The 22492-nt window shown below is 57.9% G+C and carries 17 protein-coding genes; 10 read left to right on the top strand and 7 right to left on the bottom strand.

The features are described 5' to 3' along the window. Positions 1–13 precede the first annotated feature (13 nt). The 5 genes from fliS (at position 14) to BLT38_RS10420 (ending at position 5390) form a co-directional block, all read left to right on the top strand. Positions 14–478, top strand: a complete 465-nt coding sequence (gene fliS / locus BLT38_RS10440) for a flagellar export chaperone FliS (protein WP_083345111.1) — start codon at positions 14–16, stop codon at positions 476–478. Between the two features lie 308 nt (positions 479–786). Beyond that, complete coding sequence (locus tag BLT38_RS10435; protein ID WP_083345110.1) at positions 787–1176, top strand: hypothetical protein; 390 nt, start codon at positions 787–789, stop codon at positions 1174–1176. A gap of 128 nt (positions 1177–1304) precedes the next feature. Next, on the top strand, positions 1305–2885 hold the full coding sequence (locus BLT38_RS10430; RefSeq protein ID WP_083345109.1) for a UbiD family decarboxylase: 1581 nt from the start codon (positions 1305–1307) through the stop codon (positions 2883–2885). Then, on the top strand, positions 2861–4132 hold the full coding sequence (locus BLT38_RS10425) for a hypothetical protein (protein WP_083345108.1): 1272 nt from the start codon (positions 2861–2863) through the stop codon (positions 4130–4132). The genes BLT38_RS10430 and BLT38_RS10425 overlap by 25 nt, the downstream gene beginning before the upstream one ends. A 46-nt stretch (positions 4133–4178) precedes the next feature. Next, positions 4179–5390, top strand: a complete 1212-nt coding sequence (locus tag BLT38_RS10420) for a hypothetical protein (RefSeq protein ID WP_083345107.1) — start codon at positions 4179–4181, stop codon at positions 5388–5390. A 64-nt stretch (positions 5391–5454) separates the two neighbouring features. On the opposite strand, the gene BLT38_RS10415 is transcribed toward BLT38_RS10420, so the two are convergent. Further along, entirely contained in the window at positions 5455–7941 is a 2487-nt protein-coding gene (locus tag BLT38_RS10415) for an ATP-dependent Clp protease ATP-binding subunit (RefSeq protein WP_083345106.1), read from the bottom strand. A 335-nt stretch (positions 7942–8276) separates the two neighbouring features. After that, positions 8277–8978: an ABC transporter ATP-binding protein gene (locus BLT38_RS10410; RefSeq protein WP_083345105.1), complete on the bottom strand. Its 702-nt coding sequence runs from the start codon at positions 8976–8978 to the stop codon at positions 8277–8279. 34 nt (positions 8979–9012) lie between these two features. Here BLT38_RS10410 and BLT38_RS10405 point away from each other — a divergent pair, with 34 nt between their 5' ends. Beyond that, the gene (locus BLT38_RS10405; RefSeq protein WP_231966413.1) at positions 9013–9276 is read left to right on the top strand and encodes a hypothetical protein; all 264 of its coding nucleotides are present in this window, start codon (positions 9013–9015) and stop codon (positions 9274–9276) included. A 62-nt stretch (positions 9277–9338) separates the two neighbouring features. On the opposite strand, the gene BLT38_RS10400 is transcribed toward BLT38_RS10405, so the two are convergent. Next, positions 9339–11375 carry a beta-N-acetylhexosaminidase gene (locus tag BLT38_RS10400; protein ID WP_083345103.1) on the bottom strand — a complete coding sequence of 679 codons (2037 nt, stop codon included), beginning with the start codon at positions 11373–11375 and terminating at the stop codon, positions 9339–9341. Between the two features lie 215 nt (positions 11376–11590). Between BLT38_RS10400 and BLT38_RS10395 the strand changes: the two genes are divergently transcribed. Next, entirely contained in the window at positions 11591–12607 is a 1017-nt protein-coding gene (locus BLT38_RS10395; protein WP_083345102.1) for an acetamidase/formamidase family protein, read from the top strand. Between the two features lie 61 nt (positions 12608–12668). Here BLT38_RS10395 and BLT38_RS10390 read toward each other — a convergent pair whose 3' ends face one another. The 4 genes from BLT38_RS10390 to BLT38_RS10375 all read right to left on the bottom strand — a co-directional run bounded on the left by BLT38_RS10390 (position 12669) and on the right by BLT38_RS10375 (position 18710). Beyond that, the gene (locus BLT38_RS10390; RefSeq protein ID WP_083345101.1) at positions 12669–14024 is read right to left on the bottom strand and encodes a Gfo/Idh/MocA family protein; all 1356 of its coding nucleotides are present in this window, start codon (positions 14022–14024) and stop codon (positions 12669–12671) included. A 148-nt stretch (positions 14025–14172) separates the two neighbouring features. Then, positions 14173–16746, bottom strand: coding sequence for an HD domain-containing protein (locus tag BLT38_RS10385; protein WP_083345100.1), 2574 nt, complete (start codon positions 16744–16746; stop codon positions 14173–14175). Between the two features lie 149 nt (positions 16747–16895). Continuing rightward, positions 16896–17234: a P-II family nitrogen regulator gene (locus BLT38_RS10380; protein WP_083345099.1), complete on the bottom strand. Its 339-nt coding sequence runs from the start codon at positions 17232–17234 to the stop codon at positions 16896–16898. A gap of 114 nt (positions 17235–17348) precedes the next feature. Beyond that, complete coding sequence (locus BLT38_RS10375; protein WP_231966879.1) at positions 17349–18710, bottom strand: ammonium transporter; 1362 nt, start codon at positions 18708–18710, stop codon at positions 17349–17351. 270 nt (positions 18711–18980) lie between these two features. On the opposite strand from BLT38_RS10375, the gene BLT38_RS10370 reads away from it, so the two are divergent. The 3 genes from BLT38_RS10370 to BLT38_RS10360 all read left to right on the top strand — a co-directional run bounded on the left by BLT38_RS10370 (position 18981) and on the right by BLT38_RS10360 (position 22240). Further along, positions 18981–19643, top strand: coding sequence for a hypothetical protein (locus tag BLT38_RS10370; RefSeq protein WP_083345097.1), 663 nt, complete (start codon positions 18981–18983; stop codon positions 19641–19643). 105 nt (positions 19644–19748) lie between these two features. Beyond that, positions 19749–20363, top strand: coding sequence for an NADH-quinone oxidoreductase subunit B (locus tag BLT38_RS10365; protein ID WP_083347040.1), 615 nt, complete (start codon positions 19749–19751; stop codon positions 20361–20363). A 236-nt stretch (positions 20364–20599) separates the two neighbouring features. After that, the gene (locus tag BLT38_RS10360) at positions 20600–22240 is read left to right on the top strand and encodes an OmpA family protein (protein WP_083345096.1); all 1641 of its coding nucleotides are present in this window, start codon (positions 20600–20602) and stop codon (positions 22238–22240) included. The last annotated feature ends 252 nt before the right edge of the window (positions 22241–22492 follow it).

Here is a 22492-nt window from a genome sequence, read left to right as displayed (position 1 = left end):
GAGAATCACAGAGATGAACTATCAGGAGCAGGCGCTTTCCGGGGCCACCGGAGTGGAACTGATTGTGGCGCTGTACGACGGCTGGATTCGCTTTCTGTATCGTGCGGCCGCTGCGTGTGACGCGGACGATGTGATCGAACGCCGCTATGCCGTCAAACGCGCGCTGGACATCCTGATGTACCTGGAAGCGCGCCTGCGGCCTGACATCGGTGGTGAACCGGCGAAAGCACTTTCGGACTTCTACGCCGCCATGTTCACGATGACTCTGGAGGCATCGCACTCGGGATCGTCAGAAGAAATGCAAAAAGTAATTGCCTGCGTTCGCAATGTGAAAGAGGCGTGGGTGGTGGTGGCGAAGGATCCGGCGGCAAATCGGGCCCTGCCACGAGAATTGCGGACCTCTGCCGAACGTCGGGGTGTTCCGGTCGTGGTACCCCAGCATCCGACGGCCGGCCTGTCTATCGGTTGGAGTGCTTAATCAGCTCAAAATCAGCAAGATAGATGCGTTACGCAGGCTCTTGGCGGGAATCTCGGGACCTGCGGTTTTGAGGGTCAAATCGCTTGGATTTCCTCTTTATTCGGGCCAAAAGTGATAGTCTCCAATCTAAAGTGGGGTGTTTCATACGCCTCCCAAATGACACGTTGGCACTCTTGGCTCGAAATGGCTCGTTGACGGCATAAAAATGCCGTTTGAACGGAAAGAGAAACCTAATGGATGGCTGGCGCGTCTGAATAAGTGACCGAATTTGACCGAATTCGGCATGATGAGGTGAAGATTTGAGCAAAATGCTGAGTTCGTGGAAAGAGATCGCCCACTTCTTTGGCAAGGGTGTACGCACCGTGCAGCGGTGGGAGAAGACTCTTGATCTGCCAATCCATCGTCCGCCGGGCGCGCCCAGCAACGTGGTTCTGGCCCGGACCAGCGACCTGGAAGAGTGGATGCACCGCGGTTCTGTGTCGCGTACGGAATTGGAAGGCGCACCGTCTACCGGATCAGTTGTGGGATTGTCCGCATTGGAGCGTGAGGTAACGCGTCTGGCCAGCCTGAATGGCGTTGCCAGCGAGCGTGTCGACTCCGATGCCAGCACGGAAGAGCGTGTCGCGTCGTTGACGGGCGTGGTGTCGAAGGTGAACGAAAAGCTGGCTTCTGGTGCGGCTGTTCATCGCGCTGCTTAGACCTAGCGTTTGATTGGGAAGACAAAGGTGTCCGCTTCGGCGGGCATCTTTTCGTTTTGGGGCTTATCTGCGCGATACCATGAGACTTGTTCGGGCCGCCTGGAGCGGTCCAAGGGAGTGACTGTCGCATGGCTTATCGCGACCTGCGCGAGTGGTTGACGCGCCTGGAGAAGAGCGGGGAACTGAAGCGTATCCGCGTTGAAGTGGATACCGACCTGGAGATGGCAGAGATTGCTGATCGTGCCGCGAAGATGAATGGCGGCAAGGGAGGTCCTGCTCTGTTATTTGAGAACGTGAAGGGCTATCCAGGCGCGAAGGTCCTGATGAACCAGTTCGGCAGTCTCCGCAAGATGCAGATGGCGCTGGAGTGCGAGTCACTGGATGCGATCGCGGATCGGCTGCAGTCGCTGCTGAAGCCAGAAGTGCCGACTGGCTTTATGGACAAGCTGAAGATGCTGCCCATGCTGGCAGAGGTCGGTTCGTTCTTCCCGAAGGTCATTGAGCGCAAACAGGCGACGTGCAAAGAAGTCGTCAAGACGGGAGCGGAGATTGATCTTTCCGCCCTGCCTATTCTGCGGACGTGGCCGGGCGATGCGGGCAAGTTCATTACGCTGCCGTTGGTGATGACGCGCGATCCGCGTTCTGGCAAGCGCAATGTGGGAATGTACCGGATGCAGGTGTATGACGAGCGCACCACCGGCATGCATTGGCAGCGGCAGAAGAATGCTGCGGAGCATCTGCGAGATCGTTTGCGTGCCACTGCGACGACGGACGCAGAGCGTGTGAAGCTGATGGCGATGACGGCAGGTGGCACGACAGCTGCGGAAAATTCAGCATCGCTGAATGGAGTCACGCTTTCAAAGATTCGCGGCGAGCGGATGGAGGTTGCTGTTGCGATAGGCGCTGATCCAGCGCTGACCTTCAGCGCAATTGTGCCCGCACCGCCTGAGATTGAGGAATTTCTGATCGCTGGATTCCTGCGCGGTAAACCTGTCGAGTTAGTGAAGGCCGAGACGGTTGACCTGGAGGTGCCCGCACATGCGGAGTACATCCTGGAAGGCTATGTTGATCTTGCAGAACTGCGCATGGAAGGGCCGTTCGGAGATCACACTGGTTTCTACACGATGCCGGAGGAATACCCGGTCTTTCACCTGACCGCGATTACGCACCGCAAAGACCCAATCTATGCGGCGACCATTGTGGGCAAGCCTCCTATGGAAGATGCGTGGATGGCGAAGGCCGTGGAGCGTATCTTCCTGCCGTTGATCAAACTGACGATGCCGGAGATTGTAGACATCAATCTGCCGCCCGAGGGTGTAGCGCATAACCTGATGCTGATCTCCATCCGCAAGAGTTATGCAGGACAGGCGCGTAAGGTGATGAACGGCATCTGGGCACTTGGGCAGGCGATGTTTACCAAATGCATTGTCGTTGTTGATGAAGACTGCGATGTGCAGGACGTGGGCGAAGTAGTGTTGCGCGTCGCCAACAACATTGACCCGGAACGCGACATTCAATTCACGTTGGGGCCGGTAGATTCGCTGGATCACGCGTCGCGTCTCCCGAACTTCGGCAGCAAGATGGGCATTGATGCTACACGGAAGTGGGCTGCGGAAGGATTCACGCGTCCATGGCCAGAGATGCTTGAGATGCCTGAACCTGTGAAGAAGAGAGTGGATGACATATGGCGTTCGCTTGGACTCGAGTAGGGATTGTTCTGGCAGGTTCGATGCTGTTGGCGCATGCGCAGACAGCAAAGACGAATCTGGATGAGAGCAAGGTGCAGCTGTACACGCTGCCATCTGCACTGACGACGCCGAACGGCACGACGGTTCGAACGGTGAAGGATTGGCAGAAGCAGCGCTCGTTTCTGCTGAAGATATTTGCTGAGAATGTCTACGGTCGTATGCCTGCTGCTCCTGCGGGAATGCACTATCGTGTGGAGTCTGTCGATAAGAACGCACTGGGTGGGGCGGCGGTGCGTTCGGAAGTTAGCGTGTTTCTAAGCCCCTCGGACAATGCGCCAGTGATGCATGTGTTGCTTTATCTTCCGGCGCATGCTGCGGGGAAAGTGCCAGTATTTGTGGGGCTGAACTTTCTGGGAAATCACTCGACCAGCACTGACCCAAGCATCACGATTCAGCCGAACTGGTTAGCAGCACAGAAGAGTGATGGCAAATCGCCGGTTCGTGGCGATCAGGCGAGCCGGTGGCCGTACGCAGAACTTGTCGGCTCGGGATACGGTGTGGCCACAGCCTGGTATGGCGATGTGGAAGTGGATACGCCCGATGGGTGGAAGACGGGCGTTCGCACCACGCTCGCTGATTCGCTGCATATTCAGCCGCAGGAATGGGCCGCAATCGGCGTGTGGGCATGGGGCATGAGTCGCATTCAGGATTATCTTCTGACACTGCCGCAGGTTGATTCTCAGCGGATTATCGCTACTGGGCATTCGCGTTTAGGAAAGGCCTGCTTGTGGGCAGGTGCGAACGATACGCGTTTCGCAATGGTGGTATCGAACGATTCTGGCGAAGGTGGAGCAGCACTGGCGCGTAGGAATTTCGGTGAGACAACTGAGGATCTGAATCGGGCGTTCCCGCATTGGTTTATTCCGCAGTTCCGAAACTTCAACGGCAAGGCTGACTCATTGCCGGTAGATCAGCATGAACTGCTGTCGTTGATTGCACCTCGACCGCTGTACGTGGCAAGTGCTTCGGAAGATAAGTGGGCTGATCCGAGAGGCGAATTCCTATCCGCTCAGGAAGCAGGCAAGGTCTATGCGCTGTACGGTCTGCATGGCGTTTCGGGTAACTTTCCGCCGCCCTTGAATACTTCCATTGGCGATCGCATTGGTTACCACCTGCGGACAGGGAAGCATGACATTACGCCGTTTGACTGGACTCAGTATGTCGCGTTTGCCAATCGGAATCTGAAGCCCATGACAGCGACACATTAAAGCCGTTTCTAGCGATGTTTGAAGACGTGAAGAGGGCTGACGAAGTATGGCGTTTTCCTGGGCTCGTGTAGGGCTTCTGGTGGCTGGGGCTCTGTTGTGTGCAGGGGCGCAGAAGACGAATAAAGATGAAAGTAAAGTGCAGCCCTATACGCTACCGTCTGCGTTTACGACTCCCGATGGCAAGACGGTGCGCACGGTAAAGCAATGGCAAAAGCAACGCGCGTATCTGCTGAAGCTGTTTGCGGACAACGAGTATGGGCGCATGCCGGGCGCACCTGCTGGTATGCACTATCGCGTGGATTCCGTGGATAGGAATGCGTTGGATGGTGCAGCGGTTCGTTCCGATGTGAGTGTGTTTCTTGGGCCTTCGGATGGTGCTCCGGTGATGCATGTGTTGCTGTATCTGCCGACGCATGTTGCGGGTAAGGTGCCTGTGTTCGTTGGCCTGAATTTCGCTGTCGTTCCTCCTCTGTCTGCCGATGCTGCTACGCGAAAGCGAGAAGAAGATCGCGGGCCCTTTGCGCAGTTAATCGCTGCTGGTTACGGTGTGGCGACTGCCTGGTACGGCGATCTTGAAGCAGACAATCCTGATGGATGGAAGACGGGTGTCCGTTCAACGCTGGCGGGACCGTTGCATATTCAACCGCAGGAGTGGGCCACACTTGGCGTATGGGCGTGGGGCATGAGCCGCATTCAGGATTATCTGTTGACGCTGCCTGAAGTGGATACGCACCGCATCATCGTGGTGGGGCATTCACGTATCGGGAAAGCCGCGCTGTGGGCGGGCGCGAATGACATTCGCTTCGCGATGGTGGTATTGAACGATTCTGGCGAAGGCGGAGCGGCATTGGCTCGTAGAGACTTTGGTGAAACGACGCAAATCCTGAATACGGCGTTTCCGCACTGGTTTGTGGCTCGTTTTCGCGACTTCAATAACAACGCAGCCGCCATGCCGATGGATCAACATGAACTGCTGTCGTTGATCGCGCCGCGTGCGCTGTATGTGGCGAGTGCGAGTGACGATTGGTGGAGTGATCCCAAGGGCGAGTTTCTGTCTGCTCAGGAAGCAGGGAAGGTGTACGCGCTCTATGGATTGAAGGGTGTTACGGGAAGTTTTCCGCCGCCCCTGGATACATCCATCGGCGATCACGTTGGCTATCACCTGCGGACTGGGCAACATGACATGATGCCCTTTGATTGGTCGCAGTATGTTGCGTTTGCAAATAGGAATCTGAAGCCGACGGGATCTATTCATTGAAGTGCATGTTGCAAAGAGAAGGGAGGCCTTGCGGCCTCCCTTCTTTGTTTCGTTTTGTTCCGGACTACATGATGGCGAGTGCGGCGCCTTCAGCCTGCTCTTCGCCTTCCTGCGCAACAGGACGGTAGAAGAGTTGGTTGTTATCGAGGTAGACCTCGAGGAAGGCTGGGCGTGCCGTGATCTGGCCCGCGATGAGCGCTTCCGAGAGCGGGTCTTCGATGTAACGTTGCAGAGCGCGGCGGAGCGGACGTGCTCCGTAGCTGCGGTCTGTAAGCGTCTTGTCGAGGATCCACTTCTTCGCGTCGTCGTTGACGCTGATGGTGATGGCCTTGTGCACCAGGTTGGTGTTCAGGGTCTGCACCAGCAGTTCTAGGATCTGCATCAGGTCGCTGTCAGAGAGTGCCGTGAAGACGATGATCTCGTCGAGACGGTTGATGAATTCGGGGTTGAAGGTGCGCTTGACTTCGCCCTTCACCATCTCCTCCATCTTCTCGAGCACAACCTCATCCTTGTTCGATTGGAAGCCGAGGCCCTCACGCTTCATGAGGTGCTTAGCGCCGATGTTCGACGTCATGATGAGGATCGTGTTCTTGAAGTCGACCGTGTTGCCGAGGCCGTCGGTCAGGTGGCCGTCTTCAAAGACCTGCAGCAGCAGGTTGAAGACATCCGGATGCGCCTTTTCGACTTCGTCGAGCAGTACGACGGAGTAGGGCTGACGCTTGACGCGCTCGGTGAGCTGGCCACCCTCCTCGTAACCCACGTATCCCGGAGGCGAACCGATCAGCTTGCTGACGGAATGCTTCTCCATGAACTCCGACATATCGAAGCGGATAAGCGCTTTGTCTGACCCGAAGAGGAACTGGGCCAGAGTGCGTGCCATTTCCGTCTTGCCGACGCCGGTGGGGCCTAGGAAGAGGAACGAACCGATGGGGCGCGAGGGATTCTTGAGGCCTGCACGGGAGCGGCGGATCGCGCGGGATAGGGCGCTGATGGCCTTGTCCTGCGAGATAACGCGCTTGTGCAGCTCCTCTTCCACGCGAAGCAGCTTCTGCTGCTCTTCTTCCTTGAGTGAAGTGATGGGCACGCCGGTCCAGCGGCTGACCACGTCCTCAATATCTTCCTTGGTAACGACGCCTGCCGAGGAGTCGTCGAGGTGGTAGCGCTCGCGGAGTGCGCGGAGGTTTTCACGCTCTTTACGCTCTTCGTCAGAGTAGAAGCGCGCCTTCTCAAACTCGTGGTTCGCGATGGCGTTTTCCATGCGGTGCACGATGAACTTGATGCGCTTCTGAACTTCGGTGAGCTCTTCGGGAAGCGTGGTTTGACGCAGCTTTACGCGCGCACCAGCCTCGTCGATCAGATCGATGGCCTTGTCCGGCAGGAAACGATCCGGGATGTAGCGATTGGAGTGCGTGACCGAGTAAGTGATCGCATCGTCGGTGTAGGTGACGGCGTGGAACTTCTCGTACTTCTCCTTGATGCCCATGATGATCTTGATGGCATCTTCTTCGTTCGGAGGCGGCACCTTCACAGCCTGGAAACGGCGTTCCAGTGAGCGATCCTTTTCGATGCTCTTGCGGAATTCCGCAGGCGTGGTGGCGCCGATGCATTGAATCTCGCCGCGCGAGAGTGCAGGCTTGAGGATGTTGGCAGCGTCCAGCGATCCTTCCGCAGAGCCTGCGCCTACGAGAGTGTGCAGTTCGTCGATGAAGACGATGGAGTTCTGATTCTCCATCAGCTCTTTCATGATGGTCTTCAGACGCTCTTCAAACTGGCCGCGGTACTTGGTGCCAGCGACGATCAGCGACAGATCGAGCGAGAGGACGCGCTTGTCCGCCAGGAAGCTGGGGACTTCGCCGTCAGCAATCTTCTGCGCAAGGCCTTCGACGATGGCGGTCTTACCAACGCCGGGTTCGCCGATGAGCACCGGATTGTTCTTGGTGCGGCGGCAGAGGATCTGGATGACGCGTTCCACTTCGCCGTCGCGGCCTACCAGCGGGTCAAGCTGCTGGTCCATGGCGGCCTGCGTCAGGTCGCGCGAGAACTCAGCCAGCATGGACTGCTCGCCGTTCTGCTGCTGCTGGCGCTGCTGCTTGCTGGACGATGCCTGCGGGGTGGGCTTTTCCTGTGTTGTGCGCTGCAATTCCTCGCGGATGGTGGGCAGGCGCAGGCCGCGTTCCATCAGGATTTCCGCAGCGAAGCACTTCTCTTCGCGCAGCAAACCGAGGAGCAGATGCTCCGTGCCGATGTGCTTGTGCGAAAGACGCTCGGCTTCTTCCGCAGCGTAGGCGAGGACCCGCTTGCACTCGTTCGAGAGCGGCAGGTCGACCGACGTCGACACCTTCTCGCGAATGGTGGTGTGACCTTCAATCTGTTTGCGGATGGATTCCACCGATGCGTGCGAACGGAGGAACCGGTTGGTCAGCGCCTTGTCTTCGCGGAGCAGGCCAAGAAGAAGGTGCTCCGTCTCAATGTAAGGTGAGCCGAACTGGCTTGCTTCGTAGCGCGCGAAGAAGATAACGCGCCGCGCTTTTTCGGTATAACGCTCGAACATGCTCCCCCTAGCTCCTCCGTCGTGACGTGCTGCCACGCAGAAGGCCATTGGTTCACTGCCCGTTCCCGCATCCGCCAAAAAGCGCCATGATGCGGGAACCCCTGGAAGAACCCCGGCGAATGCACGCCGCCGAAGCCATTCCCACATCTTTTGTGCTTCCAGTGTACCCGACCTGACTGGTACCCCGTACTGCCCTGAAACTTAGGCAACACGATAACAGGAGAAGCACGCTCCTGAAACGTCCTTATTGGACGCAAGCTGTGGGAAAAGGGTGCGCAGACCGTCCCGTTCTGGCTGTCCTTCGCGCATCTTCGCGGGATAGAACGAATTACCCGCTAGGCGGGTATTTCAGACGGGATCAGATGTCCCTCGTGCAGAACCAGAGTTCGGTCGCAGCGGGCGGCGATCTGGTGGTTGTGCGTGACCATAACGGTGGTTGTGCCATGGGTAGCGTGCAGGCGACGGAGCAGATCAAAGATGGAGTCGCCGGTGGCGGCGTCGAGGTTACCGGTGGGCTCGTCCGCCAGTAGCAGCTTCGGCTCCGTAACCAGCGCACGGGCCAGGGAGACGCGCTGCTGCTCGCCGCCGGAGAGTTCGCCGGAACGATGGCTGGCGCGGGCTGCAAGGCCCACTTCCGTCAGCCAGCGGCGGGCCTTCTCATGGGCCTCCGGCTGTGATTCGCCACGGGCCAGCAGCGGCATCGCCACGTTCTCTTCCGCAGTGAACTCCGGCAGCAGGTAGTGTGCCTGCCAGACGTATCCGATGGTGCGGTTGCGGAAGTCAGCCTGCTCGGCGGGTTTGAGCGAGGCAAGGGAAGTGCCGTCGATGAGGACGTCGCCAGAGGTGGGGCTATCCATGGCTGCGAGCATGTGCAGCAGCGTGGATTTGCCCGCGCCGCTTGCGCCGATGATGGCGAGCATTTCACCGGTGGCGACGGTGAAGCTGAGATCACGGAAGAGGGTGAGTGTGCCGGTGCCTGTGGTGTAGCTCTTGGTGAGGTCTTTTACGACAACGATCGGGTTGGCAGCGGCGAGCATCTATTCTCATCCTATGCGGAATGTGGACGAGTTTGTGGCTGGGTCTTTAGACGAAGTGAAAGGGCATGCACTCCGAGCGCTGTGGCATGCCGCGCATGGCGATTGGAATGCCGCGCATGAAGAGGCACAGGAGGACGAGGATCGTGACTCGGCGTGGGTGCATGCGCTGTTGCACCGCGAAGAAGGCGACCAGTCAAACGCCGAGTATTGGTATCGGCGGGCCGGTCGCCCCGTGTTTCGCGGTTCGATTGCGCAGGAGAGAGTGGAGATGATCTCCGCGTTGCTGGATAAAGTTTAGGTGAGGATGCAAAGAGCAGAACTCAGCGCTCGCAGCGAATCCACCGCGAGCGCTCGTTGGTTCTACGGGGCCTGTGTGGCTTCTACGAGGTCGTTGAGTGGCTTGAGAATAACGAAGTCGACTAGCTCGGTGTGCTTTGCTGCATCTGTTAAGACTTGTTTCTGGGCGCTGAGCCAATCTGCCTCAGCGGGCTTGTTCGCCTGCATCGTTAACACGGCACTCAGTCCCATCTCCGCGATGGCACGAAACTGACGACGACGTTCGACTTCTTCCGCGATGAGCGGGCTATTTTGCGCAAGTCTGTCCACAGCCATGGAAGCCTCACGCCAACGTAAAAACGTGTGACTTAGTTGATTTGCACGGATCATACGCCGTGACTTGTCTGCGGAATGAAGGTACTCGTTGACCGCAGCGGCAAACTCGTAGCGCATCGGCGGGTCAGGCACGGTGAAGTCGACGAGACGACCGAAGGGCGTCGATGGGCCGGTGTGCTGCTCCGCATAGCGCTCATGGAAGTCGACGGGTTGCAGTACGGAGTCAAAGGTGGCGAGCGCCTGTTGCTCCACCGGGTTCGGTCCTGCGAGTTGGCGGAGGCCGCGCTGGGGGCCGCTTATGTTTTGCAGGCCGAGAGCGTCAAGACGAAGCTGCATAGGGCCGAGGCGGCGGTACATGTCGGCTACGTCGCGTGTGGTGGCAGGGGACCAGAAGCGTTCTGCAATAACGGCACCACGTGGCCAGATACGCGAGTCAATGGCGAGGTCGTCCACCTGCTCACCCCACATGCAGATTTCGCCTCCGAGTACCAGTTTGGCCTGCGCTGGTGTGAGGTTGCTGCCTGCAGGGATGGGGTCGTAGGAGTAGACCTCTTCCGCAGAACGCATATGGTCCAGATAGAACGGTTGCGAGAGGAAGCCCTGATGCCCCTGTTTCGCGGCATTGATCAAGAACTCGGGACCGTGCCAGTTCTGAATGATGACGTCAGGCGGTAGATCGGGCTGCAGGATCTCGTCCCAACCGACCATTTTCTTGTGGTACTTGGTCACGATGGTTTGCAGGCGGTGATTGAAGGCTGTTTGCAACGCGGCCGTGGTGGGGATGTTGTGCGCCTTCATGTAGGCCTGGATGTCGGCGTTCGCGCCCCAGTCCTTGCCGTTGTTCTCGTCGCCGCCAATGTGCATGTACTCGTCAGGAAAGAGTGCAGTCATCTCCGCGAAGTAGGCGTCGAGGAACTTATAGGTGGATTCCTTCGTCGGATCGAAGACAGGGTCTTTCACTCCGTTGCTGTCAGCGATGGTGTAAGTTGCGCCGGGCTTGCGGCTGCCGAGTTCGGGATAGGCAACCATCCACGTTGTGGTGTGGCCAGGCATGTCGAACTCAGGCAATACGCGGATGCCACGGTCGGTGGCGTAGGCAATGACTTGCTTGATCTGTTCCTGCGTGTAGTACTGGCCGTTAGAACCGAGCTGATGCAGCTTTGGGAATCGCTTGCTCTCAATGCGGAAGCCCTGATCTTCCGTCAGGTGCCAGTGGAGCACATTGAGCTTGGTCGCGGCCATGCCGTCGATGGTGCGTAGAACAGTGTCGACGGAAAGGAAGTGGCGGCCGGGATCGATCATGAGACCACGCCATGGAAAGCGCGGTGCGTCGTCGATGGTGGCGGTGGGAAAGAAGAAGTCTTTGCCGCTGCCCTGCAGAAGTTGGAAGAGCGTTTCCATGCCATACATCGCACCGAAGATGGTCTTGGCGTGGAGCTGGATGCCGTTAGCTTCCACTTTCAGCGAGTAGCTTTCGTCCTGGCCGAAGACGGGGCGCGTTGCCGTACTGTCATCCACCGTGATGTGGAGTGCGTTGGTCCCTGCGCCTGAGGTGAGTTGAAGTGCGGTCTTTGCTTCCAGACGCTGCAGCAGGCGTTCCGTGGCTCGTTGCAGGATGGGATTGTGCGATGCGCCAGTTTCGATGCGGAAGCTGTCTGTGAGTAGGAGACGGCCATTCGCTACCGTGATGTGCTGAGGCTGCGGCATGAGCGTGTTGATAAAGGTGGATTGGGCAGGAGTGGCGAGGCATGTGATTGCAAGTAACGATGCGGCGATGAGCTTCATGAATTGCTTCTCCGGCTGAATACCTGGCGGTTTAACCGTCTTTGAGATGACGTTTGCGGCTGCGGGTTGAGTGTACTTGGTGAGGGCCTTCTTGCGCGCTGCGGTGCTTCGATGCTGCGGCGGAAGACATCGTCTGGTTTTTCTGGTGAACTGCCCTGATACTGAGTGCAGCTCATCCCAGACAGTTCATCTCTCGCCTTGAAGGAAGATCTCCTATGACGCGTTTTCTTGCTGCTACTGCAGTTCTGTTCAGCGTTGCCAGTTGTGGAATGGCGCAGTCGTCTTACACGCTTGAGGCCAAGCCGGATACTGTGGCGTGGGGCTATTACTCCGGAATGGCGAAGCCCGCACTGACGGTACACAGTGGTGATACCGTCACGATGCAGACGCTCTCCACCTGTGGATCGCGGGAACGCATGGAACGCGGCGGTGTGAAGCCGGAAGATATTCCACCGTATACCGACGCCATCTACAAAGAGGTGAAGGACCGCGGTCCGGGAGGCCATATTCTCACTGGCCCAGTCGCGATTGCTGAGGCTGAGCCGGGAGATGTGCTTGAAGTCCAGATTCTGAAGATCAATCTGGATACGAACTTTGCCTGCAACGGGTTTGGTTTGCACCGCGGTTTTCTCCCCATGGAATTTCCCTTTAGTCGCAGCCGTATCATCCCGCTTGATCGCGACAAGATGATTGGGCACTTTGCGCCGGGCATTGATATTCCGCTTCATCCCTTCTTTGGGAGCATGGGCGTTGCGCCATCGGGTGGGAAGATCGACTCTGCTCCACCTTTTGCGCATGCAGGCAATATGGACAACAAAGAGCTGGTGGCTGGCACCACTCTGTATATCCCTGTTGCGGCTAAGGGCGCGCTGTTTGAAGCCGGAGATGGACACGCCGCACAAGGGAACGGCGAAGTGGACATCACCGCTTTGGAGACCTACCTGACAGGCACCTTCCGATTTGTGGTGCATAAGAAGCAGACGCTGAAATGGCCGCGTGCTGAAACCCCCGACTACTACATCACGATGGGATTTAGCCCCGATCTGAAGGAAGCGACAGAACACGCACTACGTGACATGATCGACTTCCTGGTGGAGACAAAAGGGATGAAGCCCGAGGACGCTTACATGCTTGCGAGCGTGGCTGTCGATCTGGATATCACCCAACTTGTCGACGGAAATGTGGGTGTGCACGCTATGTGTCCGAAGAAAATCTTTACCGCAACCAAATGACCCCAGCTTTCTGACTCTGGGGTCACAGGTGCGAAGTTGATTTTGTTGCAATGCGTTGCCGCTAGACGGATGTGGCGATTTGCGAGGCGGTGCGCACCTGCCACTTGCCTCGTGTGAAATCCGGGACATCGACGGGGGCACTGCCGCGTGCGACGGACTGCACGCTAAGCGGATAGATGCAGCCCCATGCTGCGCAATCGTACACATCCATGTCGGGCGCGAGGCCCTGCTTGAGGCATTGCACCAGGCGGTAGAGCATGATGTAGTCCATGCCGCCGTGGCCACCGGATTTACGAGCAGCATCGCCTTCCTTGCTCCACAGCGGATGCTCGTACTGCTTCCATGCGTCGAGTGTGCCGTAGGCCTCGCCGCCCTTTTGACCTTCCACGTAAATGCGCGGTGGATAGTCTTCGAAGAGGCCTTTGGTTCCGGTGAGCATGTTCACACGGCTGTACGGGCGCGGGTTTACCACATCGTGTTTCACGGTGATGGTGCGACCTTTTTCCGTCTTGATCATGGAAACGTTCATGTCGCCGCAGACATACTTCTCTTTCCACTTGGGATCGTTCGCGGGGATGTGTTCCTTGCGATAGATCTCAAGGCCGCGCTGCATGGTGCTCATGCTGACCAGGTGGTGAAAGCGGTCGCCGCGCTGCACCTGCATGCAGTTAGCGATGGGCCCAAGGCCGTGTGTGGGATATAGATTTCCGTCGCGTTTCGTGTGGTCCTCGCGCCGCCATAAGCCTTCACCTTCATTCGCGAAGAGAATTTCGCGGAGATCGTGGAGGTATGCACCTTCGCCGTAGAGCAGCTCGCCCAGCGCGCCTGCGTGGGCCATGCGCAGGATGAGTGTTTCGTTGTAGCCATAACAGCAATTCTCAAGAATCATGCAGTGGCGGCGCGTGCGCTCGGAAGTGTCGATAACCTTCCAGCAGTCTTCAATCGTGGTGACGCCGGGAACTTCCATGGCAGCGTGCTTGCCGCTTTCCATGGCGGCGATGCTGATGGGTGCGTGCCAGGCCCATGATGTGGAGACGATGACCAGATCAATATCCGTACGCTTCATCAGCTTTTCGAAGCTGTGGTCATTGCCGTAAAAGATTTCCGGTGTGCCTTTGCCGGCCTTGCTGGCAATCTGCTGCGCGGCGCGGACCTTGCTTTCCACGATGTCGCAAAGCGCAACGATCTGTGCATCCGTAGCGACCAGGTTCTTCAGTAGCGATGTGCCACGACCTCCAAGACCAACAATGGCAATACGCGCATTGCTCTTTGCAAACGGGACGTTGATCATTGTTTGCGCATTGGTAACCGGCGCAGCGTGCATCTGTGCAGCAAGGGCAAGACCCACCGTGGTGGCGGTGCCGAGCCGCAGGAAGTCACGGCGCGAGCTATCGATGGGGGGCAAAGACTCTGACATCAGTTCGTCTCCTGTATCAACGGATGTGCGTCAGTATCGCAGGAGTGTGAGCGTTCTGTCAGAGAGGCCGTGCCCAGACAGCTTCATTGGGCAAAGAAAGCTGTGAGAACGGCTCAGTTGCTTCTTCTCCCAGCATGCTTCGAAGGCGTTAGGAGGCGTTGGCTTCGATGGCTGTAAGCAGCTTCTGTTTGAGCGCGGGAAGTTCGTCGCCCTCGAGCGGAGCGTCTTCATGCGTGAGGTAGAAGACGTCGATCGCGGTGTCGCCTTCCGTATCAATGACGGCCACTTCGATGCTGCAGCGCGCTTCGCCAAGCGTAGTGCTGATGGCATAGAGCAAGCCGGGAAGGTCCTGCGCGACGACCTGCAGAATCGTTGAGTGTGTGGAGGATTCTGTGTCGAACTCGACGGAGGTTTTTACCTCTACCAGCGGCGTGCGGCGACGCGAACGCTTGCGATTGGCAATCATCTTCGCTGCGACAGCGGGATCCGCGATGGCGTCGTGTAGATCGCGGATGAGGTGATCGCGTTCGCCGGGGTTCATCTCAAGTGTGCGGAAGCTATCGGTAAAGCGGAAGCTGTCCACGACAATGCCGTGCGCGTTGGAGAACGCGTCAGCCGTGATGATGTTCATGCCCCATGCGGCAAGCACCCCAGCGATGCGCGCGAAGAGCAACTGACGGTCGGGCGTAACGAGCGTGATGTCGCTGTGTGCGGGTGTCCAATGGAAGTCGAGTTGTACGGCGTCTTCCGCGAGGCGTTTGCTCATGGTGTAGTGCGTGCGGATCTGTTCTGGGCTGCGCGTGCGCAGATAGCGCTGCGGGAAGCCTTCGACGAATTGCAGGACTTCACGGCTCTCACCGGGAAGCAGTTGCGTAATGCGACGGACAAGCTCGCTGGATACACGCGAGTCGAAGCGCTCATCGTCAATGTTGCGATCAAGGAAGTTGGACGTGGCAATGTAGAGCCGCCACAGGTTTTCGGCCTTCCATGGTGTGAGCGCATCGGGATGAACGGCCTGAATGTCTGCGTAGGTGAAGAGAGTGATCATGCGCAGCTCTTCAGGAGTCTGAACTTTTTCCGCGAATGTGCGAATGGTCTCCGCGTCGAAGATGTCGCGACGTAGCGCAGACGACATATCGAGATGGTTCTGAATGAGACCGAGTACGAGTCCGGATTCAAACTCATCCATTTCAAGGCGTGTGACTACGCTTTGTGCGAGACGCATACTTTCCGTCGCGTGTTCGCCCGTGGAGCGTCCCTTGCCCGTGTCATGCAACAGCGATGCAAGGTAGAGCAGGTCCTGATGTTGCAGGTCGCGCAGGATGACGGCGAAGCGCTTCTTCCACTCGGCCATGGGCGACTGTTCTGGCGTAGGCAAACCATGCAGCGTGTCGATGAGGACGAAGGTGTGTTCGTCAACTGTGTAGCGATGGTAGGCATCGCGAATGACGAGCGCGTCGATGCCGTGGAACTCCGGGATAAGCAGCTCGAGGATGCCGAGAGCATGCATGGATCGCAGCGCGAGTCCTGCATGTTCGCCCAGGAAGATGAGACGTAGTTTGTGCCAGAGGGCTGTACCTTCGTCGAGCTGTGCAGAGAGCAAGGGCAACGCTTCTTCCAGGCGCTGCTCAGCGGTGCTACTGAGACGTGTGCCAGTCTCCGCAACGGACTGGAAAGCCCGCATCATCACATCGGAGTCTGTCGCAGGATCGTAGCCAGGAGTAGCTTCGTCCAGCACAATCCGCCCACGTTCCACGCGCATGCCCAGGTTGTCTGTGACAGGGCGGCGGGTAAGAAAGTCACGCGTCTGTTTCAGGATGGAACGGGCGCGGGGCATGGCGTCTGTCTGTTGTTCCAGCTGCCGCGCGATGACACGCGCATGGCGAAAATAGAGCTGCATCCAGTGTGCTGCGTCACGCGGTGGTCCATTAGGCACGCCGACACCTTCGGCTGCTGCTGCGTCCTGTGTCTTCCAGTCCAGCGCATTGCTGTCACGGTTGGAGCGGATGTGCAGAAAACAACGGATCGATGTGAGGAAGGCAAAGGCCTCGCGGAATTCGAGCGAGGATGACGGCGCTGTGTTGGTTAGTTTGGCTAACCAACCGCAGACATTGGCATCACGTAGACCACCGGGGCACTCCTTGATATTGGGTTCCAGGTGGAAGAGAGTATTGCCGTAACGTGCGTGACGTTCCTGTGTGAGTTCGAGAAGCCGCTGCGACAGGTTGCGGTGTTCTCGTTCCAGCATCTTCGGAATGCAGTCGTCCAGCAGCTTTGCTGAGAGAGTTTTGTCGCCGGCAATGAAGCGCGCATCGAGCAGAGAGAGCGTGAACTCAGCGTTCTCGGGATCGTATTTGTCGCATTCGGCGAGGGCGCGCGTGGTAGCGGAGACGCGGATGCCACTGTCCCATAGCTGCTGATTGATCTGGCGAATGATGGGCTTTGAGGCCTTTTCCTTGGCTGCATCCGCGACCACAAATAGCAAATCGAGGTCTGAGGCAGGGAAGAGTTCCTGACGCCCGTAGCCGCCCACTGCGAAGGCCGCAATGCCTGCGCCAATTTCGTGGGAGTGTAGTTGCCAGAGAGCGCTGACCAAGTCGTCAGCGGCAGAAGCGCGTGAGCGTATCAATCCAACGCCGGATTCGGCGCGGTCGGCGAAGGCAGCCTTCAGCGCTGCCATGCGTCCCTGATAGGCGAGGCGTGCGGACTCTGCGCTGGTCATGAATTTCACAATAGCAGCGAGTTGGCGACTCAGCTAGTCATCAAAATACGTCTTGCGTGGGAGAGCGATGGTTCAGAGGATGAACTGAAAAGAACAAACGCAGCGTTCGCGGGTTGCGAGCGCTACGTTCCTTCTTGCTCTTGATGTGACTACAGTGCGGCTTCGCCGCGGTCTTCGTTGCGGATGCGAATCGCGTCGTCGACACGGGTGATAAAGATTTTGCCGTCGCCGATGGAGCCTGTCTGAGCCGCGCCAATGATGGCGTTCACAGCCTTCTCCGCCAGTTCATCGGAGACAACGGTTTCGAGTTTGATCTTAGGCAACAGATCAACCGCGTATTCACGGCCGCGGTAGAACTCGGTGTGGCCCTTCTGACGGCCATGGCCGCGGGCTTCCAGGATGGTGATGCCTTCGATACCGGCTTCAATGAGCGCTTCCTTAACAGCGTCAAGCTTGCCCGGCTGGATAATTGCTTCAATCTTCTGCATGGTCTTTCCGATCCTTCTTCGCAAGTACGATGCGAACGCTGGTCATTGTGCTTGAAAGGATGGGGTGCTGTCGCCCCCTGTTCTATGAAACGACAGCACCCATGCTGATTCCCCCTAGTAGGCCGGCTCCGCGTGGTAGCCCTCTTCGCCATGTTGCGAGAGGTCCAGACCGGTGGCCTCATCTTCAGCAGAGACGCGCAGTCCGATGGTTTTATCCACGACGATCAGCAGAACCAGCGTCCCCACGATGGAGATGACCCATGCAAGGCCAATACCCACAGCCTGGTTTAGGAGCTGGTGCGCGTTACCTTCCAGAAGACCGGTGGCGTGACCCTTGCCCAAAATGGGATTGATTGCGGAGTTGGCGAAGATGCCAGTGAGGAGGGCCCCGAAGGTACCGCCCGCGCCGTGAACGCCGAAGGCATCCAGTGAGTCATCGTAGCCAAACTTGTTCTTCACAATGAAGACCATCAGGAAGCAGAAGATGCCGGTGAGCAGGCCGATCCAGAGTGCGGAGATCGGTGTGACGAAACCAGCAGCAGGCGTGATACCGACCAGGCCAGCAACAGCACCGGAGATGGCGCCGAGGGCGGTGGGCTTGCCGTGCTTGATCCACTCAGCGATGGTCCACCCGCAGGCGGCTGCTGCCGCACCGAAGTGAGTGGCGACGAAAGCGGAGGTGGCCAGCGAGCTTGCGTTCAAGGCAGAACCGGCATTGAATCCGAACCAGCCTACCCACAGCAGGGCAGCGCCGATGAAGCTAAGCACCAGCGAGTGGGGCGGCATGGGCTCCTTCGGGAATCCCTTGCGCTTGCCGAGGTAGAGGCAGAAAACGAGCGCTGAGACGCCGCTGGTGACGTGGACGACGGTGCCGCCTGCAAAGTCGAGGCAGGGGAACTTGCCGCCGAGCGCTGCGTTCAGCAGGCCACCCTTACCCCAAACCATGTGCGCCATGGGGCTGTAGACGAAGATTGCCCACAGAACGAGGAAGGCGAGGATGCCAGAGAACTTGACGCGCTCTGCAATTGATCCGGTGATGAGTGCCGGGGTGATGATGGCGAACATGAGCTGGTAGACCATAAAGGTCTGCAGCGGAACCGTCGTGACATACGTACCGTCCGGGATCAGCCCAACGCCATGCAGGAAGACGTTATGAAAGGAGCCGATGAAGCTGCCAAGGACGCCTGTGTTCTCACCAAAGGCTAACGAATAGCCGCAGACAGCCCAGAGGACCGTGATGACGCCCATCATGGCAAACGTCTGCATCATGGTGCCGAGAATGTTCTTGCGACGCACCAGGCCACCGTAGAAGAGGGCCAGGCCAGGGGCGCTCATCATCAACACGAGTGCGGCGCTGACAAGCATCCACGCGTTGTCGCCGGCAGATTGGGCTGCTGCGACCGAAGTGGCAAGGTCAGCATTCTGCTTCTCCAGTGCGGCGATGCGGGCATCGGCAGCAGGAGCCGCGGCGGACATGCCGTGTTCTGGGGCCGGTACGGTCTGTGCCATTGCAGGCAGGGTGAAGGCGGTGGCGGCGAACAGAACCACAGAGAGGAGTCGACAGAGGGCTCGGCCTGGTACACGCATGAGGCAAGATTTCCTGACGGATGAGGTAAGGAGGTCAGCCACATCACAGGACAGTGCGATGCGGTTGTTCATCGCGGCCTATCAAGCCATGATGAATCGGTGCGTTGCGATGGTTCGTTTCGTTTACTGTACAGGACAGTTACGGAGAGGTGACAGATTTTGTATTTGCGACGTGGTCAAGGCGCAGTTTTGCGTGTCGCCATCGTGTTGGGAGTGGGAATGCAGGCGGTGGCGCAGAAGGGGTGCCTTGCTCTGACGTTCGAAGGTGAAGTGCAGGCAGGGAACAGTTTTCGCCATGCTTTGGGGCCGCAGCAGACCTTTTTGCTGGAGAACATCGCATCGGGATGGATTGTGCGTGTGTTGCCTGGATCCGGAGCGCGTGGGCCGCATGATTTTGCAGAGCTGGCTACGCCACCGTATCGTTCACCGAACCCATTGTTGATATCAACCGATTTTAGTTTTCGTGCGCAGGACGCAGTGGCCTGGAACCCACGGGAGTTCCACTTCTTCACGTCAGCCCAGCAGATGTCGATTGCCACGAAGGCATACGATGCCACGTTGAAAGAGCCGAACCGCCCTGCCGCAGGAGCGGCGCTGTTTCCTCTGTTGGCCGAGGCATGCACTGCCACGCTGCAGATACTTGACGCGAGAATTGCAGGCGGATCGGCAGATCAAGGCCTAATGGCGGCGACGGTTGCCCAGCACTTTTCGCAGACTGCCCATACCGTTGACACCAGCGCGCCTCCGTCGAAGCTGGGACGGATTCTATGGATGCGGTTCCGTGTTCGGGTGGGTGATGATCAGAGAAGGCCAACGCATTGATGCGCAGATATCACGTCAAGTCAACTAGTAAAACTGTCGTTATTTATGACACCTTTACTCAAGCTGGCGTATCCGCATGCGGCTTCGTGGCATAAAATGAAGCACATGAAGACATCCCCAGAAGAGACTTCCAGTAGCGGACGCCCGGCAGCACCGCAAGGATCCGATCGTTATTTTTTCGGCTCACTGGATTCGATGGGCAAGAACCAGGAAAAACTGCGCGAGGTGAACTGGGGCCCAGAACAGCCGGAAGGCGTTGTTCTGGCCAGCATGGACGCTGCAGTGAACTGGGTTCGTAAGAATTCGGTCTGGCCCATGACCTTCGGCCTTGCCTGCTGCGCCATCGAGATGATGAGCATGGGCGGCTCTCGTTACGACATCGCCCGTTTCGGTGCGGAGGTGTTTCGTCCGTCACCACGTCAGAGCGATCTGATGGTGGTCGCTGGCCGCGTGTCGCAGAAGATGGCTCCGGTGATTCGGAGACTGTATGAACAGATGCCCGAACCCAAGTGGGTTATCAGCATGGGCGCCTGCGCCACCAGCGGTGGAGTGTTTAACAACTATGCACTACTTCAAGGCGTAAACCAGATCGTTCCGGTCGACATTTACGTGCCCGGATGCCCGCCGCGTCCTGAACAGCTTCTGTATGCCATTACTTTGCTCCAGGAAAAAATTCAACGGGAGCGAGGCAGCATTAAGGACAGTTTGAACATCGCATAGGAAATACAAGGATTGCGCCATTTGCCGGAAAGTTTACTGATTGGATTCGGCAAAGGACGCTTTGAACGCAGTACTGATGTAAACCAGCATCAGTTGAACAAGTGAATCGGTTATTGTGCAGATATTTCTTTTCGTGAGAGAGATGCTGCTATACACTTCAATCGCATTCTTTAGCAAGTGAGCCTTGGTTATGAGCTCACAAAGTGGCATTAGATATTCCGCGGAGGATAAGTCGCATGTTTTCTCAGCCGTTTCGCAAACTGGGCAGGTCACTTTTGGCCGCCAGCGCAGTCAGCCTGGGCGCTGCAAGCCTGGGTGCGCAAACAACCCCGGCCGCGCCGGCACCGCAGGGCCCGAACCCATCACGCGTTGATGTTTTCCTGGGTTATTCGTACTGGAGTGGTCATGGATCGCTGAAGCCTCAGGGGCTCACCTATTCGTCGATCGACAAGGGTGCGATTGTTAGCGGCGCCTACTACTTCAACAAGTATGCCGGTGTTGAGGTTTCTACAGCATTTCATCCGAGCGGCAAGAACGATGCTCTGATGCCTCTGGTGACTGCCGGTCCGATCTTCCGTCTGCCGACCGAGTCGGTGACATTCTTCGGTCACGCGATGGCTGGAGCTGCCCGTCTGGGTGGCCCAAATTCCGATCTCGCTGCCGGTACCCCGTTCTACTCTCACGGATATCAGTGGGGTCCTGCCCTCGTTGCTGGTGGTGGTATGGACTACAACCTCCCCTGGCATGATGGTATGTTCGGCATCCGCCTGTTCCAGGCTGATTACACCTACATTCACGAGGATTACGGCCCAGCGAACGGTAACTTTGGTGGCCGTGCGAACGTCAGTTCCGCACAGCTTTCCTCGGGTATCCTGCTGCACTTCGGCCACATCGTACCGCCGCCGCCTGTAACGTACTCCTGCGTTGCCAGCCCCTCGAGCGTGTACGCAGGTGACCCGATCACTGTGACCGGAACTGCCGCAAACGTAAACCCGAAGAAGACCGCGACCTATGCGTGGACCTCCGACGGTGGCAAGATCTCAGGCACCAGCAACACGGCTACCGTCGACACGACCGGCATGAACCCTGGCAGCTACAACGCTAAGGGCACCGTGACCGAGAGCATGAAGGCTGGTCGCTTTGCAGAGTGCGCGGCTCCTTTCACCATCAATCCGATTCCTGCACTGGCACTGAGCTGCTCGGCTTCGCCGTCGTCGGTTCAGCCTGGTGGATCGTCCACGATCACCTCGGTGGTTTCGGACTCCTATGGCAAGCCGGTGAACTACACCTACAGCTACAGCTCGACCACGGGTTCGGTTTCGGGTAGCGGCACCACTGCCACCCTGTCGACCACCGGCGCAGCTCCGGGCACGATCACTGTTACCTGCAACGTCTCCGATGACAAGGGCCGCAACGCCTCTGCCACGACGACGGTCAGTGTGATCGCACCGCCGCCGCCGCCGCCCGCTCCGCAGGCAAGCGCACTTTGCTCGATCACGTTCGATAAGGACACCCGTCGTCCAGCTCGCGTGGACAACGAAGCGAAGGCCTGCCTGGACGATATCGCTCTGAACCTGCAGCGTGATTCGTCGGCGAAGCTGGCTCTGACTGGCAACGCAGCACCCAGCAAGAAGGTGAAGAATGCCGACAAGCTGGCTGCAGAGCGCGCTGTGAACACGAAGGCTTACCTGGTTGGCGAGAAGGGTGTGGATGCATCCCGTATCTCGGTCTACACGGGTACAGCTGGTGCGAACACGGTAACCTCCGAGCTGATCCCGGCTGGCGCTTCCACGCCGTCCGATCTGGGTACCTCGGTTGACGAGAGCACGGTAAAGGTTCAGCCCCGCACCGCTCCCGCCCGTAAGCACAAGAAGTAGTCCTTATCTAAACCCAGAAGGGCTGGCCGTGAGGCCAGCCCTTCTGCTTTTGTGCTCGGAATTTCCGAACCACGGCAACCTTCAAATGACCGTCTCACGAAGTGATTCATTCCACTTCTTATCGGTAAAGGGTTCCAGTTTGACATCTTCGTTTCAGGACGTTATTAGTAGCCATTTTTTGACATGGCGCAACTTCCGATACTTGGTAGTAAATGACATTAGCTCAGGAGATACCCCAGAGGGATCTGTTTA

It is taken from the genome of Terriglobus roseus, assembly GCF_900102185.1.
GTDB classification, from domain to species: domain Bacteria; phylum Acidobacteriota; class Terriglobia; order Terriglobales; family Acidobacteriaceae; genus Terriglobus; species Terriglobus roseus_A.
The sequence above is the reverse complement of the archived record's forward strand: the minus strand, read 5'-3'. Positions and strand labels throughout refer to the sequence as shown.